Below are 15,864 nucleotides of genomic sequence, written 5' to 3' on the forward strand. Positions count from 1 at the left end.
GCGACGATCTCGGTATCCGGAAAGGCCGCCGCGCCTTCGTCGCGGTGGTCCCCGGCGCCGTCGCACCGCCCGGGGATGCGGCCGAGACCATCGCTCACTTTGCTGGACATGAGCGAAAACGAGAACGCCGGGATCCGCAGCGACCCGGGCCGGAGGGAAACACATGTCTGACAAGAATCACGCCACGGTGGCGGTCACCGGGGTGACCGGTGCGCTCGGCAGCCGGATCGCGTCCCGGCTCGCCCGCCACGGCGTCCCGCAACTCCTCGTCGGACGCAGTCCAGACCGCATGCCCGAACTGCCAGGCGCCCAGCGGCGCGGTCCGGCCGCCTACGCCGACGCCGCAGACATGCGCAGGGCGCTCGAGGGCGCGTCGACCCTCATCCTGGTCTCCGGACACCGTACGGGTCGCCGGCTGGAGGAACACGCCACCGTGGTCGAGGCTGCGATCGCGGCCAGCGTGGGCCGGGTCCTGTATGTGTCGCTCGTCAGCGCGGCTCCCACCGCCACATACCTCAACGCCCGCGACCAGTGGCTGACCGAACAGTTCCTGGCAGGCACCGGGATCCGCCACACAGTGCTCCGGGCGGGGTTCTACGCGTCGACGCCTGCCGCCCTCGCCGACGAGGATTTCGTCGTGAGCGGCCCGGCGACGACGGGCCGGGCCGCCTTCGTCACCCACGAGGACATCGCCGACGTGATCACGGCCGTCGCCCTTGAGGATGGTCCCCACTCGGAGTACGACGGCGCCACCCTTGAGATCACCGGGCCCGAGGCCCTGACTCTCGGGGAAGCGGTCACCCGGATTGCCGCGGCCACCGGTCGGCCCTACCGCTACGAACCCGAGACCCTCGAGGAAGCCTTCGCACGGCGATGGCGACTGGGCATGAGCGGGGAACAGATCGAGACATGGATCTCGTGGTACCAGGCGATCGAGAGGGGCGAGGTTTCCGTGGTCACCGATGTGGTTCACCGGCTCACCGGCTCACCGGCGACCCCGATCTCGAACGCAGCCTGGTGGCCAGCCCCGAACACCGCTCGGGGTACCGCCGAGTTCAGGCGCAGGCGAAGCTGAGACGGCACCCTGTGCACGGTGCCGGGCGGGCTGTCGGGGAGCGCAGAGCTGCTGTTCCCTCGGTCGCATGTGCGGCCTGAGGGTGCGGGATGCATGGAGGGGGCGAATACACCGGTCCACGTCCCGTGGACCACGGGTTACGCCCATGGCGACCCCTCAGGATGGCCCGGGCGGCCCCGGGAGTGATGTCCGTCAGGGCGTGCAGGCAGGCTGCAGTATGAGAACAAGGCTGACACCGAGGACGAGTGCGATCACTCCCAGGACGATCACTTTCGTCTGATCGCTCATCTGCGGCCCTTCATCTGCGCTGCCGTGGGGAAAACCATCCCACCACCCGATCGGCAGCCGACTCGAACAAGGAAATTTTCCACCTGGTCAGAGTGGCACGGCAAGGAACCGAGGTGCATCGCATGATCTGGTGATTGGTCCCTCCCTGTCACGCCCACCGGCGCGCACTTCAGGTGATCCACGACGACCCCGACACCACGGTGCGACACATGCAGACGTTCCTCGGTGGACAGACCGCGGAAGAAGCCGAGCTCACTACGACACGTTCATCGCGCCGTACTTCACCACGGACGGCCAGGCCGACCTCGCTGTCGGCGACAAGGCGATCACCGCGGTCGCCGCCGAACTCGGTGTCCCCGCCGCCGTCACCGCGGCCGAGTTCTACCGGTTCCGCACAACCCCTGCTCGGTCGATCAGACGTGGACGGCTTCTGTGCCGCCACGGCCTTGAGACGTGACGACCGAAGCGAGGCGACCGTCAAGGCCGGGGCGTGTTGCGTCGCTCGTCCACGCGTACCGAGTGCGCGGCCACTTGATGGCTTCCCCTGCTCCCTCACGTCGCGTGCGGCCGCCGGGCATTCAAGCTCGTCCAGCGCCGAGGCATCCTGGGGAATCGGAACAGGTTGTTTGGCCTTGGCCGCGGCCGCTTCAGGGAGTGGATCTCGTGGACGCGGCCGTCGTCAAAGCAGATGTCGTGCCGCCCGCACCCGGCGGCGAGTACGTCCGGCGCGGACGTCGTTCAGCGGCCCCACTGCCGCTCGCCTGCGGGTACGGCCATGGGATGGGGCCACCGCAGACCGTCATCGGACACCCGTCGGCGCCAGCAATGGCCAATCCGGTGGAGCCGATTGCCGACGTCGAAGCCAAGTACGTCCACGGCATCCCCGCCCGGGGGGGATCCACACGGAATGCATCCGCGGCCGCATCTTCACCCCCCGGGCCGGGGCCGACCTCGCAGAGAAGCACTACGCCGACCGGGCAACGACCGAACGAACGAACCTCGTAGGGGCGTTGGCCCAGTCGGCGACCACACCGGGTACGCCGGCCACGGCTGCGCTGGGCGGGCTCGGCGTGTGGCCTCGATCTGCTGTGGCTGGTACTCGCTCTACACCGTGCTCTCCGCCGCATGGGCGGTGGTGTCCGGCACTTACTACGCCACGTCGCCGCAACACGCGCGGCCCCGGCGGACCCGGAAGAACCGGGCGCGGCTCGGAAAGCCGTCACTGCGTCTCAGGCACAACCGGCCTCACTGATGACAGCCGCCGATGACGCACCGCGGGACGGGGCGCGCTCACATGCGGAGGCGCCCCGTCGTTGCACCGTCGGCGGACACTCAGTGGAAAGCCGATGTCACCAGGGCGTTCTGCTCGATGGCGTGGCGACGGGCGGAGCCGACGGCGGGGGCAGGTGCCTCCGGTCGACTGACACACTCAGGGGCGTGGTCGCCCAGCCGGTGCAGGCGCGGCCCGACGAAGAACCACGCTCCGACTTCGCATCCGTTGCGGAGGTCAACCCGTTCGCCCACTTCCCGCTGACGACGGTAGGGCGCCGGGAGAGCTGAGCCGAAGAGCCAGACCGGTCATAACTACCTCATATATGCACATCGGGCCGGGTAGCCGGTGCCCGCGCGGAATGCCGCCGCCGCACAGCCGAGGCGCAGGGTCACCTCGTGTCCTGATCCGAGGGCTTCAAGTCCACTCGGCCGAGATCGCTGCTGTGCGAAGCCTGGTTGTGCGAAACGCAAGCCACACCCCGCCCCCTCTCATGGGCCGCCCAACAGCCGCCCGTGCTCCACCACCTTGTACCCGGCCTGGTCGCCGCTGTCACCGCGACCACACGCAACACCACCCACAAACAGTCAGGAGAGCAGCCATGACCGCATACGAGCATGTCGACTGTCTCGGACCGGAACTCGTTGTCATCCCCTGTGGCAGCCGCAAACTGGGATGGCCCGCGCGAGCGGCAGACATGTACCTCGGCTCTTACCACCGTGCGTGCCGCAGGGCAGCCGAAGCGCTCCAGCCCGAGCGTCTGCTCATCCTCTCGACACGCTACGGCCTCCTGGACCTCGACGACGTCATCGAGCCGTACGACACACCCCATGGCACGGCCGGTTCGACAACAGCCCGGCTTCTCCTGGAACAGGCAACCGAGCGCAACGTCGTACACCTCGACCCCGTCGTCGCCCTCGGTGGCGCGCGACATACGGCCCTGGTCCACACGGTCTGGCCGCACGCCCGCACGCCGCTGGCCGGGACGCGCGGCATGGGCGAGCAAATGGCCCGCCTTGCAGCGATACGCGAAGGGCAAGCTCGGCACCGAGGGTGATGCCCTGTACGCAGAGGCGGAGGAGATTCGGCCCTGAGCGGCCCTTTGAGTACCGGTCAACGGGCACAGCGATGCGCCTCAGCCGTAGAAGCCGGCCCCGCCCCAGGCCCTTTTCGAACACGTGGCGAACACGGCGGCGCTCGGCAGGCGGGTGAACCACGCCACAACGGTACGGGACCTGAGGGAGGCACTTCGGGCCGGGAGGCTCCGCAGCGCCTGCACGTGCAAATCGGCTCGGTAGCTTCGATGTCAGCAGCCCTACTCACACGGGCGTGGTGGGGCGTCCGAACAAGAACCGCGCGGCCCGCCGCCGTCATCCATGAAGGAGTTCCGCCCATGAAGACCGTCACCCACTGGATCAATGGCAAGCCGTTCGGAGACGCTTCAGGCGCCTCCGGCACCTGGGGCCCCGTCACCGACCCCGCGACCGGGGAGGTCACCGCGCAGGTTGCGATGGCCGGCGCCGACGAGGTCGACGCTGCGGTCGCCGCGGCGAAGCAGGCATACGCCACCTGGTCCACGTCCTCGCTCGCGCATCGGATCGCGATCCTCTTCCGCTACCGCGAGCTGCTGAACGCGCGCCGCGACGACCTCGCCGCGCTGATCACCGCCGAGCAGGGCAAGACCCACGCGGACGCGCTGGGCGAGGTGGCCCGCGGCCTGGAGATCGTCGAACTGGCCTGCGGGCTCGGCACGGCACTCAAGGGCGAGACGTCCACGGGGGTGTCGAGCCAGATCGACGTCGCGTCGATCCGCCAACCGCTCGGTGTGATCGTCGGCATCTCGCCGTTCAACTTCCCCGCGATGATCAGCATGTGGATGTTCCCCATGGCGATCGCCTGCGGGAACACCTTCGTCCACAAGCCGAGCAGCAAGGCCCCGTCCGCGTCCATACTCCTCGCGGAACTCGCGGCCGAAGCCGGCGTGCCCGACGGTGTGCTCAACATCCTGCACGGTGACGAGGTCGCGGTGAACGCGCTCCTCGACCACCCGGACGTGGCGGCCGTGTCGTTCGTGGGCTCCACGCCGGTCGCCCGCCACGTCTACACCAGGGCGTCCGCCAGCGGCAAGCGTGTCCAGGCCCTCGGCGAAGCGAAGAACCACATGCTGGTCCTGCCCGACGCCGACCTCGACGCGGCCGCCGAAGCCGCCGTGACCGCAGCCTACGGCTCCGCAGGTCAGCGCTGCATGGCAGTCTCCGTGATCGTCGCGGTCGGCTCGGCGGGCGACGCGCTGGTGTCCCGGATCGCCGAGCGGGCCACAAAAATCAAGATCGGCCCGGGCAACGACCCCACGTCCGACATGGGCCCACTCATCACCAAGGCGCACCGCGACGAGGTCGCGGACTATGTCGCGGGTGCGGCCGCCCAGGGAGCCGACGTGATACTCGACGGCAGGGGCTTCACCGTCGAGGGCCTGGAGAACGGGCACTGGATGGGCATCTCGCTCCTCGACAAGGTCAGCACAGACTCGGACGCCTACCGGAACGAGATCTTCGGTCCCGTCCTGTGCGTGCTGCGCGCAGAGACCTACGAGGAGGCCATGACCATCATCAACGGCTCCCCCTACGGCAACGCCAGCGCCATCTTCACCCGCGACGGCGGCGCGGCCCGCCGCTTCCAGCTGGAGGTCGAAACCGGCATGGTCGGCGTGAACGTGCCGATGCCCGTGCCGGTGGGCTACCACTCCTTCGGCGGCTGGAAGGACTCGGCCTTCGGCGACCACCGCATGTACGGCAGCGAAGCCGTGCACTTCTACACGCGCGGCAAGGTCATCACGAGCCGCTGGCCGGATCCGGCCGAGACGCCGGCCGGCCCGGACCTGGGCTTCCCCGCGTCCCACTGACCGCCGCAGGCCCGCACGCGCTGGTCGCGCCGGGTGGCTGCGCCTTCGGTCCTGCCCGACCATGCAGTCAGCCGGGCTACGACCTACCCGTAAAATGATGCTACGGCGAGTGCGGCCGCAGGATGCGTCATGACCAGGCTGGTGGAACCTCGTCTTCCCGGTCGGTATGTACGCGGTCACCACGTACGAGCTGGGACGCGCGACCACTACCTCGTGGATGACGAGCGTGGGCCGCTGGGAGGTCTGGATCGCCGCAGTGTTCTGGGCTGTCGTGTCCGCTGCCATGGTCGCCGCCAAGCTCCGGGCCCGTCCCCCGACCGCGCACGGATCCGCCGGTGCGGGGCAGACCCGCCCGCAGAGCACGGCTTCGACGGCGCCCGGGGCGCCGCCGTAGGGGCGGGGTCACGCTGTCTCAGTGTCATCCGGAGCGTTGCACTGGCCCTGTCATTCGGGCGCGCGCACGCTGCCGGACGGCATGGCGCAGGGAGTACCAGGCGACCACCGCCCAGGCCGAGATGAGCAGGACGTACAGGACGACGGCAGTCCAGACGAACAGCTTCGAGCCGGTACGGGCGGCGAGCGCGCTGGTGCCGGTGACGCAGGTGCCAAGGGATCGTCGCCGGGCGACCGTCAGGGGGCGTGGCCGGCTCTCACCGGCCGCCGAGGAGACTTCGGCCTGTTGGCCGGCCTCGACGCTGTGTCGAAGCACCGCTCCCGCCACAGAACAGCACGCGCCCTGACGCCCTCGCACCACGACATCGAGCACCGAGCAGACCCGTGAGGCGTGCCGGCCGCATGCTGATGTCCTCATCCGAGCGTGTTGTGGCCGCCTATGTGGCCATGACGCCACTGCAGGCAACCGCTGAAAGCGGGTGAGGCGCCGAAACTCGACGCCTCGACCCATACAAAGGAACGCAGCATCATCCCGCGGCGACGCGGACGACGCTCACCACGGGCGCGGGCGGCGTCCCCGGGCGGATGATGGTGTCCTCCCCTGTGGGTCCCAGTCCAAGCGGGAGGCGCACGATGAAGGACAGGTCGACAGGCAGGAAGCCACTGCTGGTGACCGTGCTGGTCTTCCCGGGCGTCCGGCTGCTCGACGTCACCGGTCCGATCGAGGTGTTCTCGACGGCCAATGAGTTCGGCGGCCGGTACCGCGTGCATACGGTCTCCCCGGACGGCGCCGACGTGGTCACCGCATCCGGCACCGGACTGCGCGTCGACCTGGCGGCCGCGCAGGTGCGCGGGGCCAGCGATGTGGTCGTCATCCCCGGCGGCCCGGAGTGGCCGTCTCTCATCAAGGACGACGCCCTGCTGGACGCCATAGGGGAGCTCGACGCACGCAGTTGCCGCACCGCGTCCGTCTGCACCGGGGCGTTCCTCCTCGCCGCGGCCGGCCTGCTCGACGGACGCAAGGCGACCACGCACTGGCGCTTCGCCGACCAACTGGCTCTGCGCTACCCACAGGTGACCGTGGAGATGGACGCCCTGTTCGTGCGCGACGGCCACATCATGACCTCGGCCGGCGTCAGCTCGGGCATCGACCTCTCGCTCGCCCTGGTCGAAGAGCACCTCGGCGCCGATGTCGCCCGCGCCGTGGCCAAGGACATGGTCGTGTTCATGCAGCGGCCGGGCGGCCAGTCGCAGTTCAGTGTCCGTACGCACACCCCGCACGCGAGACAGGAGATGCTGCGCCGGATCCTGGACGCGGTCGCCGAGGACCCGTCCGCCCCCCACACCCTGGCCGCCATGGCACGCCGGGCGGGTGTGAGCCCCCGCCACATGACGCGCCTGTTCCACGACGAGATGACCATGACCCCGGCCCGCTATGTCGAGCAGGTCCGCATGGAAGCCGCCCAGGCGATGCTGGAGGAAAGCGACAACCCCATGGGCACGGTGGCCCGGCGCACCGGCTTCGGGTCACCGGAGTCGCTGCGCCGCGCCTTCACGCGCAACCTGGGCATCACGCCGGGGGCCTACCGGGCACGCTTCCGTACCACGCACGCCGCGGGCGACGGCAAACGCGCCTGATGCCCTGGAGGTGTCCGGCGAACACAGGCAATCGCCGGAATCCGACAGCCCGGCGTTGCCGGACGAGGCCGATCAGGCCTCCTCGATGGTCCGCCCCGGCGTCGGCTCCGCGAGCGCGGCCCGCCACCCGGGCGTGCCGAAAAGAGCGGCGAAGTACTGCGTCTCCTGCACGACCTGATGGCCGACGAATCCCATGACAGTCACCGCGTACGAAGGCGCACCGTCGTAGACGGTGACGCATTCGCTCACCCATACATGCGCGTGGCCGGTGATGCGCAGGGTGAAGTGCCGGTCGGCCGGGTGCCCGCCGCGTTGCGCCGCGATCGTCTCGCGGCCCCGGAAACGGTCACTCGACTGCGGATGGTCCAGCATCGCGTCCACAGCGTAGATCGCACGCTCGGCCTCGAAGTCACCTCGCTCCGAAGCCTGTTCCTCTTCCAACGGCATGGCGGGCATCTGGCTCGAAAGTCCGTATCCGAGCGCTCCACGGCAGCTTCTATGGCCATGGAGTGACGCAAGGAGTGCGCTGGGACTGTGAGGTCGCGGGATCCGGCGACCCGGAATCTCGACAGGAGGCAGCGGCTTGACAGAGAACATGACGGTCCCGGGCGGGACCGATCACGAGCAGTTGCGAGCGTTCGATGGGCCAGGGGCGACGTCGGCACGGCGGCCCGCCGTGCGCGAGCACTTCTTCGACCGGCCCGCCCTTGAAGTGGCTCCCGAACTCCTGGGGGCTCTCGTGGTCTCGCTCTCGCAGCGCGGCGTGACGGCGGTGCGTATCACCGAGGTCGAGGCGTACGAGGGGCCGGACGATCCGGCCTCGCACGCGTTCCGGGGCCCGAACCGGACCAATCGAGCGGAGTTCGGGGCCCCGGGGACGTTCTACGTGTACCGGACGCACGCAGTGCATCGGTGCCTGAACGCCGTCTGCGGACCGGGGCGGCGTCCCGCTTCGGTGCTGCTCCGGGCCGGCACCGTCGTGGAGGGAGCAGACGTGGCGCAAGAACGCCGGGGGCCTGGGGTGCGGGCGCGCGACCTGGCGCGTGGCCCGGCCAACCTCGCCCGGGCGTTGGGCATCGGCGATCTGCGCCATGACGGGCAGTCAGCCTGCGATGCAGGGGCCGAGTTGTTTCTCGCGGAGCCCGCCGGGGGCGTCGCGTCCGCGCGAGTTGGTCAAGGGCCGCGGACGGGGGTGGGCGGTCCTGCTGCTTCGTTCCCCTGGCGCTTCTGGATGCTGGGCGAGTCGAGTGTCAGCCCCTATCGGGCGCACCCGGGGTACCGCCGGGGGATGAGGGCGCGGGGCTGACCCCTCCATCCCTGCTGGGACACCGCAGGTGCCGACGCCGTTTCTCGGAGGCGGCGGCACCCGGAGGTGTTTCGGGTTCGCTCCGGTATCGATCCCGGCACCGGGATCGGCGACGAGTCCGCAGCGAAGACCACATGCGCACCCTCCCTGTCGTGGTCCGCGGCCACGCACACCCGGCGCCTGCGAGTTGAACACCTCAGGAAATGTCCGTGGGCCGGGTCGGCTCGCGCCCTCGCCTCCTGAGACGGCGTCCGGGGGCACGGCGGCGGCCCGGCCGAACAGAAGGGAATCAGTGATGACTCCGATCAGTCCCACGATATGTGGTGGAACTTCGTCGCCCGGACGCAGCAAGAGATCGAGCAGGCCCGCGAAGACTGGGCGAAGGGCACCCGCTTCGGCGAGGTGAAGGGCTACGACGGGGCCCCGCTGCGGGCGCCGGCGATGCCCCCGACGCCGCTCAAACCGCGCGGCAGGGCGCGCTGACCTGGCGCACGGATGACATCACCGAGGCGGCCCGGTCCCCCAGTCCCGGGTTCATCCGGCGGAGAGCCGTGCGGTCCTGGATCATGGTCAGCGCCACCGACCCGAGCCGCGGACCTTCACCGGCGTCCCACGCATGTCATGTGTCTAAGGGGACATCCGGGGAAGGAGATGCCCGAGATGAAGGAGCGCCGTCCATGATCACTCCCCGTCCTCGGATTCCGGGGCGTGCTCCACAAGCACGGCGCCGTCCGTCGAGTGGCACCCATGGGTAACCGCCGACGGCGCACGGCGGGGCGGTGCAGCGATCTTTTCGACGCGTCGGCCGCCAATCGATTTTCATGCCCTGGGTGCAGGACGACGTGGTGGAGGAGTCATGCCGCGACCGCGTGAAGAAGCCCGTTTCAGGCATCCTCGGCACGAGCGCCGAGGAGAGGCTCGGCTACCAGGTGTGGCAGCGACACTCGTCGCCATCGCGCTGTACCTTCTCCTGCCCCAGCAGCTCCTGATCACCCCCCGCTACGTACTGCCCGCCCTGGAGTGTGTGCTGCTCGTACCCCTCGTGGCGATCAACCCGCGCCGGCTGACTCGACAGACACGGGCGTTCCGTGTCCTGTCGCTGACACTCGTGGCCGTGATCGCGGCGAGCAACCTCCTCGCGCTGGGAACCCTGGTCCACGAGCTGGTGTCGGCCGAAGTGAAGGACGGCCGGGCGCTGTTGGTGGCCTCGTTGCAGATCTGGCTCACCAACGTCATCGTCTTCGGTCTGGCCTACTGGGAGCTGGACCGTGGCGGCCCGGTCAGCCGGACCCAGGTGCCCCGCGAGGAACTGCCGTTGGCGGACTTCCGATTCTCTCAGGACGAGAACGACGACGCCGTCCAGGAGGTCTCCGACGGCGCCAGCAAGACGTCCGACTGGGTACCCACGCTGATGGACTACCTCTACGTATCGGTGACCAACTCCACCGCCTTCAGCCCCACCGACACCATGCCCCTCTCCACACGCGCCAAGTTCCTGATGAGCGTGGAGAGCGTCGCGGCTCTCCTGACTTCGCTCCTCGTCATTGCCCGCGCGGTGAGCATTCTGCACTGACGGTGTTCCGGGGGCTTCCCTCCACCAGGTCGCCGCCCCGCCGCACGCCCGCTCTCCCTACGGCGGCGCCCCGCCGGTGGGTGCGGCCCTCGGCCGGCCGCCGCGATGATCAGCGCCGCTCGCCGCGTCCCTCGAAGTCCCGTCGCAGGGCCGCCCCTTGATCCTCAACCAGCCCCGTGTCCTGCGGAACGTCCAGGACGGTCGCGCAGTGCTCGCACAGTCTCCCGTCTCCGGCCGGTGTCCCGCACACCGTGCAGAACCGCTGGACGTGCGGGTCTTCGGTCTTCTCCGTCATGACCTCTCCCGGACGGGCGAACAACGTCCGCTGCCGGGTACCCCGAGCCGCGACAAAGCTACTCATGTCGTGGCGGCGGCGGCGCGTCCGCGTCGTCCGTCGGGGCGTCCGGCACGTGGAAACATGCGCTGACCGACTTCCCGTGGGGACAGGGATGCGACTCCCATTCGTCGGCCATGGCGTCCACCAGGAGCATGCCGCGCCCGCCGAGGCTTTCCGTGCCGGCCTCCCGAGGAACTGGCAGGTCACCCGAGCTGTCGTGCACGGAGACATGCAGACAATGGTCGTCACACATCATCACCAACTGGGCGCTGCTGTGGGCGTGCCGGTGCGCATTGGTCACCAGCTCGGAGACGGTGAGCAGGATCGCGTCCACCGTCTGCGGGGCAGCGGTCGTCCAGCCCCGCGCCTCCAAATGCTCACGCGCCCAGTCACGGGCTGCCTTCACTTCGCTGTTCAGGGGCAGCGTGCGCGCCCAGCCCACTGCCCGGAGCGACGAACCTTCCACGGCGATCCTTCCTGGTTGAGGCGAGTGCCGTCAGCGACGGTGCCAAAGCGTCCCCAGCAGGCCGGACTTGGGCCCGGCGACGCGGGTCGGCAACGGCTCGACGTGCCGGTCCGGCCACCCGCCGCCCCTGAGGGCTCCGGGCGAGCCGCTTGATGCGTTCTGTCGTGCCTGGCATGGCACGCCCTTCTCAAGACACCGCGCCCGGACCTGCTTCGGATACCCCTCAAACGTCGATTCAGCCCTGTCAGTCGGCACCTCAGAACACGTGCCTTGCCCCCCGCACGGTCGTGACCGTCGGCCTTCCGCCGCCCGGCAGCGGGAAAACCCGTTGAACTGCCCGCCCTGCCCTGGGCATGATCAACACTGTGGACACCTACCTGGAGACCGAGCGCCTGACCCTGCGCCGTTTCACTCCCGACGACGCGGACTTGCTGATCGAGTTGGACAGCGACGCCGCGGTGATGCGCTATCTGACCGGGGGCCAGCCGACCGCCCCCGAGATCGTCCGCGAGCGCCACCTGCCCAACATCATCGCCGGGTACGAGAGGTGGGGCGGCGATCTTGGACTGTTCGCCGCGCACGAGAAGGACGGCGGCGCGTTCATCGGCTGGTTCTGCCTGCGTCCCGAGCCGCAGGGCCCGCTGGACGAGGCCGAACTCGGCTACCGGCTGCGGCAGGCGGCTTGGGGCAGGGGTTTTGCCACCGAAGGCTCGCGGGCCTTGCTGGGCAACGCGTTCACAGGCCTCGGTGTGCGCATGGTCTGGGGTGAGACGATGGCCGTGAACCAGGGTTCGCGCAACGTCATGGAGAAGCTCGCAATGACGCTCGCGGACACCATCCCCACTCCCCCCGACATGGAGATGATCGAGGGTTCCGAGCACGGGGGCGTGCGGTACGAGATCACCAAGGAACAGTGGGAGCAGCAGTAGCCACTCGTGCGAACGGCCTTTGTGCGAACGACCGTTGTGCTTCCGGCCTCCGGATCATGCCCCCGTGGCGACCGTGAGGGGGCGGGCCGCCGTCGACGGCCAGGCAGGTGCCCGGTCAGGAAGGTGTTCGTCAGGGCGAAGAGGACGGCGTGGGCCACGTCCTCGGGTGTGCCGATGCGGCCCGTGGGGTTGCCCGCGGAGAGCCTGGCGAACAGTTCGGCCTTCTTCTGCTCGCCCAGCGGGTCCCACGCGCCGGTGTCGATGGTGCCGGGCGAGACGGCGTTGACCCGGATCGACGCCAAGACCATGCCGGGCCGACTGCGCGCCCGCGCCAACCCGGAGTGCCGCCTGTTCCTCAGAGACCGCAGCAAGACCAACAGGGCCGCTGGTGCTCGATGGCCGTCTGCGGCAACCGGATGAAGGCACGACGCCACCAGCGCACCCGCGACGCAGCGGCCGGGTGACACCCACGATGCAGCGGTCACCGGCGTCGTGCACGGTTTCGGCCGTGCAACCGAGCTTCATGCGGGCCTGCCACGCGCATCACGTAGGGCGGCGAGGTCGGAAGGTGCTGGTGGCCGCCCGCCTCCGGGCATTGGAGCCCGTCCCGCCCCCGGAGAGAGGTCACATCACGGCGTCGGTCTGGAGCGGGCCCGCGGTGATGCGGAGCGCCATGTGCGCGGTGCCGAAGTACATGTCGGTTTCCTCGGTCAGCGGTGCGAAGCCCTCATCGAAGTCCAGGGTGTCGAGGGCTTCCATGAACTTCAGGACCCAGTCGGGTACGGCGGTCACGCGTGGGTGTCGGTCATGGTGATGGTCTCCTGATCAGGCCGCGGCGGGCAGGGCGGCGAGGGACACGTCGATTCCGGCGTTGACGGCGTCGGCAGTCGCACCCTCGTTTTCAGGGATCGCCGTCCACGTTCGCGGATGCCGTCCTGGCGAGGGTATCCGCCACCGTGGTGCAGGCGAGCCGGGCCACGGAGCGCAGCTCGGCGTCCGTGGTGCCGGCACGGCTCAGTACGGCCAGCGACTGGTTGACGGCGACGACAAACGTGGCGAGCTCGTCGAGCGTCCGGCTGTCGGCAGAGGAGTCCGCTAGGGCCGCGTGCACCCGTTGACGCTGCATGGCGAGCAGGCCACGCACCTGCGCGCTGTTCTCCTCCTTCAGCGTCAGTGACTGCGCGGCGGACTGGGCGATGAGGCACCCCACCGGGACCGACGGGTCGGCTATACGGCCCAGGATGACGTCGAAGAACGCCTCGATTGCGCGCACCGGATCACCGGGGTGGGCCGTGAGCGCCTGCTCGTACCGCGCGCCGTAGATCGACGAGTAGCGGTCGAGGCACTTGCCGAAGAGCGCTTCCTTGTTGCCGAAGGCGCCGTAGAGGGAGCCCCGGCCGAGGCCGGTGGCCGAACCGAGGGCATCGAGCGAGGCGTCCGCGTACCCGCGCTGCCAGAACACCCGCATGGCCTGGTCCAGAGCGGCACCGGTGTCGAACTGCTTTCGGCCCGACACGGCACGCACCTCCTCCTTCACGCCCCCGTCGCGTCTTCGCCGGGAGTCTACCTGCATCTTGGATCGATCGGTCGAGACATCTTTGACCGATCGATCCAAGATGGTTAGCGTGGGAGTCCTGGTTCTCGCTCGCCAACCGCCATAAACATGCCATTCACCCCTCGCCCGGCACGCCGAACCAGCACGCCCGACACCGATGAAGGAACCCGATGACTGACTCCGCGAGCACCGCCCGCGCCTCGGACAACCCTGTCCGCGACCTGCCGTTGCACGAGCTGGCCGGCTTCACCCACCGCGGGGTCGACGCGGGCGGTATCCGGCTTCATGCCGTCGAGGGCGGCCAGCCGAACGGCCCGGCCGTCGTGCTGCTCGCCGGGTTCCCGCAGACCTGGTGGGCGTGGCGAAAGGTGATGCCCCACCTGGCCGACCGATTCCACGTCATCGCGATCGATCTGCCAGGCCAGGGCCACTCCGAACGCCCGGACGGCAGCTACGACACGCACACGGTCGCCGCGTACGTCCACGCCGCGGTGAAGGCGCTCGGAGTTTCGGAATACTGGTTGGCCGCCCACGACATCGGCGCGTGGGTCGCCTTCTCCCTCGCCTTGCAGTACGAGAGCCGGCTGCGTGGCGTCGCACTCCTCGACGCTGGAATCCCGGGTGTCACACTCCCCGACGCCATCCCGACCGACCCCGAGGTGGCCTGGAAGACCTGGCACTTCGCATTCCATCTCGTGCCCGACCTGCCCGAGACGCTGCTCTCAGGCCGCGAACGCGAGTACGTCGGCTGGTTCCTGAAGGTCAAAACCCTCTCCCCCGACACCTTCGACGACGCCGAGATCGAGCAGTACGCCGCGTCCGTCGCCGCTGACGGCGGACTCCGCGCCTCCCTGGCCTACTACCGAGACGCCGCTGAATCGGCGCGAAAGAACCACGAGGCCCTTGAGCAACAGCACCTGACGGTGCCGGTTCTCGGGATTTCCAGCAGCCACGGCTCCATCCCCGACATGGCGGCCTCCCTCAGGCTGTGGGCCGACGACATCGCCGGGATTGTCGTGCCCGACGCAGGACATTTCATCCCGGACGAACAACCCGACGCCGTCGCCGCCGCTCTGATCGGCTTCATCACTCAAGGCGATTGACCGACGCTCCATCGGCAGGTCGAGCAGCACGGCCCGCTTCGCTGCCGCCCGCAGGTGCCGGCCCTGACGTACGTGCTGACCACGGGGCAGGCGCCGGACGGCCCTCGGTCCATCGCCGTACCCAAGAAGATGGCAAGCCTCGGATCGGCAAGCCACGTTGCAGGCGCCGCTGCCGAAGGGGCCGTCCGAAAGGGAACTCTCATGGCGAACGCAGATCGTATCGACGTCCACACCCACGTGGTGCCACCGTTCTGGGGTGAGGCGTTGCCGAACCACGGCGGGGACCCGTCGGGTTGGACCACGCCGCGATGGAGCCCAGAGGCGCACCTGAAGTTCATGGACGACAACCAGATCGCAGCATCCTGCCGGTCGCGACGAAATTCACCGGGATCCCCGACACGCAGTCCGGTCTCACCGACGAACAGCAGGCCGTGGTCGGCAACGGCAACGCCAAGAGGATCTTGAAGCGGCTCGCCTGACGGCGTGAAGACAGAGGGACCGTGCGCAACTGACGCTCGAGAGTCCTGGCCTTCCGTCGCGAGCGTGCCCTCCCCGGCAGTTCGGTGACCGCCGCCTCCGGAAACGCCCTCCGACGACGCGGCGTCACCGCTGTCCTGTTCGCGTACTCGAAGACCGGAGGCCGACGCGGAGGTTTGTCCCAGCGTTCCGAGGACACTCGCGATCCACCCCCTGCGCACCTTCTCGGAGAAGGACTCGCCATGGCAGTGCTAGCGGTGCTCATCCCGCCCCTGATGCTCGGCCTGATGCTCGCCTTGGGCAGATACGAGGAGCTGCTGCTGCCGAAGCAGGACGCCGATCGACCCGCCCCGCCGGTCACGCCGACCGAGCTCGCCAACGCTACGGCGGGAAGTCCGGCAGCCACGCTCCACGTCCCCGCCCTGTAGATCGGATACGACCCTCCCCGGCTCCTGGACGCCGACGTGCCACCGCCTGACGGGGTGTCCCCCGGAGGGACAGCGGGACCCCGGGCGCGACCTGAGCGATGCGAGTGATCTCGTTCCCGTTCTC

At 69.3% G+C, this 15,864-nt stretch carries 17 protein-coding genes and 4 pseudogenes; 13 read left to right on the top strand and 8 right to left on the bottom strand.

Annotated features, from left to right (window positions below; all coding sequences use genetic code 11):
* Positions 1-163: 163 nt before the first annotated feature.
* Positions 164-1,075, top strand: coding sequence for an NAD(P)H-binding protein (locus ACZ4N4_RS17680; protein WP_467589470.1), 912 nt, complete (start codon positions 164-166; stop codon positions 1,073-1,075).
* A 1,620-nt stretch (positions 1,076-2,695) separates the two neighbouring features.
* Here ACZ4N4_RS17680 and ACZ4N4_RS17685 read toward each other — a convergent pair.
* A complete protein-coding gene (locus tag ACZ4N4_RS17685; protein ID WP_467589473.1) occupies positions 2,696-2,887 on the bottom strand; it encodes a hypothetical protein in 192 nt (63 codons plus the stop codon).
* 347 nt (positions 2,888-3,234) lie between these two features.
* Here ACZ4N4_RS17685 and ACZ4N4_RS17690 point away from each other — a divergent pair, with 347 nt between their 5' ends.
* From ACZ4N4_RS17690 to ACZ4N4_RS17700, 3 genes and pseudogenes are all read left to right on the top strand, one after another.
* Complete coding sequence (locus tag ACZ4N4_RS17690) at positions 3,235-3,690, top strand: DUF6884 domain-containing protein (RefSeq protein WP_467589475.1); 456 nt, start codon at positions 3,235-3,237, stop codon at positions 3,688-3,690.
* 336 nt (positions 3,691-4,026) lie between these two features.
* The gene (locus ACZ4N4_RS17695) at positions 4,027-5,535 is read left to right on the top strand and encodes a CoA-acylating methylmalonate-semialdehyde dehydrogenase (protein WP_467589477.1); all 1,509 of its coding nucleotides are present in this window, start codon (positions 4,027-4,029) and stop codon (positions 5,533-5,535) included.
* 145 nt (positions 5,536-5,680) lie between these two features.
* Positions 5,681-5,929, top strand: a pseudogene (locus ACZ4N4_RS17700) (hypothetical protein); the annotation flags it as partial.
* 24 nt (positions 5,930-5,953) lie between these two features.
* Here ACZ4N4_RS17700 and ACZ4N4_RS17705 read toward each other — a convergent pair.
* Complete coding sequence (locus ACZ4N4_RS17705) at positions 5,954-6,244, bottom strand: hypothetical protein (protein WP_467589480.1); 291 nt, start codon at positions 6,242-6,244, stop codon at positions 5,954-5,956.
* 317 nt (positions 6,245-6,561) lie between these two features.
* Between ACZ4N4_RS17705 and ACZ4N4_RS17710 the strand changes: the two genes are divergently transcribed.
* A complete protein-coding gene (locus tag ACZ4N4_RS17710; protein ID WP_467589483.1) occupies positions 6,562-7,566 on the top strand; it encodes a GlxA family transcriptional regulator in 1,005 nt (334 codons plus the stop codon).
* A gap of 72 nt (positions 7,567-7,638) precedes the next feature.
* Here the strand turns inward: ACZ4N4_RS17710 and ACZ4N4_RS17715 are convergent, their stop codons facing one another.
* Positions 7,639-8,013, bottom strand: coding sequence for a nuclear transport factor 2 family protein (locus tag ACZ4N4_RS17715; RefSeq protein WP_467589486.1), 375 nt, complete (start codon positions 8,011-8,013; stop codon positions 7,639-7,641).
* A 148-nt stretch (positions 8,014-8,161) separates the two neighbouring features.
* Here ACZ4N4_RS17715 and ACZ4N4_RS17720 point away from each other — a divergent pair, with 148 nt between their 5' ends.
* From ACZ4N4_RS17720 to ACZ4N4_RS17730, 3 genes and pseudogenes are all read left to right on the top strand, one after another.
* Positions 8,162-8,872 (top strand): DNA-3-methyladenine glycosylase, encoded by a 711-nt coding sequence (locus ACZ4N4_RS17720; protein ID WP_467590616.1) that lies wholly within the window; start codon positions 8,162-8,164, stop codon positions 8,870-8,872.
* A 261-nt stretch (positions 8,873-9,133) separates the two neighbouring features.
* Positions 9,134-9,355: pseudogene (locus tag ACZ4N4_RS17725) on the top strand (pirin-like C-terminal cupin domain-containing protein); the annotation flags it as partial.
* A 448-nt stretch (positions 9,356-9,803) separates the two neighbouring features.
* Positions 9,804-10,445 carry a hypothetical protein gene (locus tag ACZ4N4_RS17730; RefSeq protein ID WP_453567148.1) on the top strand — a complete coding sequence of 214 codons (642 nt, stop codon included), beginning with the start codon at positions 9,804-9,806 and terminating at the stop codon, positions 10,443-10,445.
* A gap of 109 nt (positions 10,446-10,554) precedes the next feature.
* Here the strand turns inward: ACZ4N4_RS17730 and ACZ4N4_RS17735 are convergent, their stop codons facing one another.
* Both ACZ4N4_RS17735 and ACZ4N4_RS17740 read right to left on the bottom strand, forming a co-directional pair.
* Positions 10,555-10,740: a hypothetical protein gene (locus ACZ4N4_RS17735; RefSeq protein WP_467589488.1), complete on the bottom strand. Its 186-nt coding sequence runs from the start codon at positions 10,738-10,740 to the stop codon at positions 10,555-10,557.
* Positions 10,741-10,798: 58 nt separating this feature from the next.
* The gene (locus ACZ4N4_RS17740; RefSeq protein WP_453567152.1) at positions 10,799-11,248 is read right to left on the bottom strand and encodes an ATP-binding protein; all 450 of its coding nucleotides are present in this window, start codon (positions 11,246-11,248) and stop codon (positions 10,799-10,801) included.
* Between the two features lie 365 nt (positions 11,249-11,613).
* Between ACZ4N4_RS17740 and ACZ4N4_RS17745 the strand changes: the two genes are divergently transcribed.
* Entirely contained in the window at positions 11,614-12,177 is a 564-nt protein-coding gene (locus ACZ4N4_RS17745; RefSeq protein WP_467590618.1) for a GNAT family N-acetyltransferase, read from the top strand.
* A 173-nt stretch (positions 12,178-12,350) separates the two neighbouring features.
* On the opposite strand, the pseudogene ACZ4N4_RS17750 reads toward ACZ4N4_RS17745, so the two are convergent.
* Positions 12,351-12,485 (bottom strand): annotated as a pseudogene (locus tag ACZ4N4_RS17750) (SDR family oxidoreductase); the annotation flags it as partial.
* Between ACZ4N4_RS17750 and ACZ4N4_RS17755 the strand changes: the two are divergent.
* Positions 12,478-12,641: pseudogene (locus ACZ4N4_RS17755) on the top strand (CGNR zinc finger domain-containing protein); the annotation flags it as partial. The pseudogenes ACZ4N4_RS17750 and ACZ4N4_RS17755 overlap by 8 nt on opposite strands.
* Positions 12,642-12,801: 160 nt before the next feature.
* On the opposite strand, the gene ACZ4N4_RS17760 reads toward ACZ4N4_RS17755, so the two are convergent.
* Together ACZ4N4_RS17760 and ACZ4N4_RS17765 are read right to left on the bottom strand one after the other, a co-directional pair.
* On the bottom strand, positions 12,802-12,969 hold the full coding sequence (locus ACZ4N4_RS17760; RefSeq protein ID WP_467589491.1) for a hypothetical protein: 168 nt from the start codon (positions 12,967-12,969) through the stop codon (positions 12,802-12,804).
* Positions 12,970-13,078: 109 nt separating this feature from the next.
* Positions 13,079-13,693, bottom strand: coding sequence for a TetR/AcrR family transcriptional regulator (locus ACZ4N4_RS17765; protein ID WP_467589494.1), 615 nt, complete (start codon positions 13,691-13,693; stop codon positions 13,079-13,081).
* A gap of 209 nt (positions 13,694-13,902) precedes the next feature.
* Here ACZ4N4_RS17765 and ACZ4N4_RS17770 point away from each other — a divergent pair, with 209 nt between their 5' ends.
* The 3 genes from ACZ4N4_RS17770 (at position 13,903) to ACZ4N4_RS17780 (ending at position 15,740) form a co-directional block, all read left to right on the top strand.
* Entirely contained in the window at positions 13,903-14,835 is a 933-nt protein-coding gene (locus ACZ4N4_RS17770) for an alpha/beta fold hydrolase (RefSeq protein ID WP_467589497.1), read from the top strand.
* A gap of 293 nt (positions 14,836-15,128) precedes the next feature.
* Positions 15,129-15,314 carry a hypothetical protein gene (locus ACZ4N4_RS17775; protein ID WP_467589498.1) on the top strand — a complete coding sequence of 62 codons (186 nt, stop codon included), beginning with the start codon at positions 15,129-15,131 and terminating at the stop codon, positions 15,312-15,314.
* Positions 15,315-15,554: 240 nt separating this feature from the next.
* Positions 15,555-15,740 carry a hypothetical protein gene (locus tag ACZ4N4_RS17780; protein ID WP_453567154.1) on the top strand — a complete coding sequence of 62 codons (186 nt, stop codon included), beginning with the start codon at positions 15,555-15,557 and terminating at the stop codon, positions 15,738-15,740.
* Positions 15,741-15,864 lie beyond the last annotated feature (124 nt).

Source organism: Streptomyces sp. NPDC026538 (assembly GCF_055567535.1).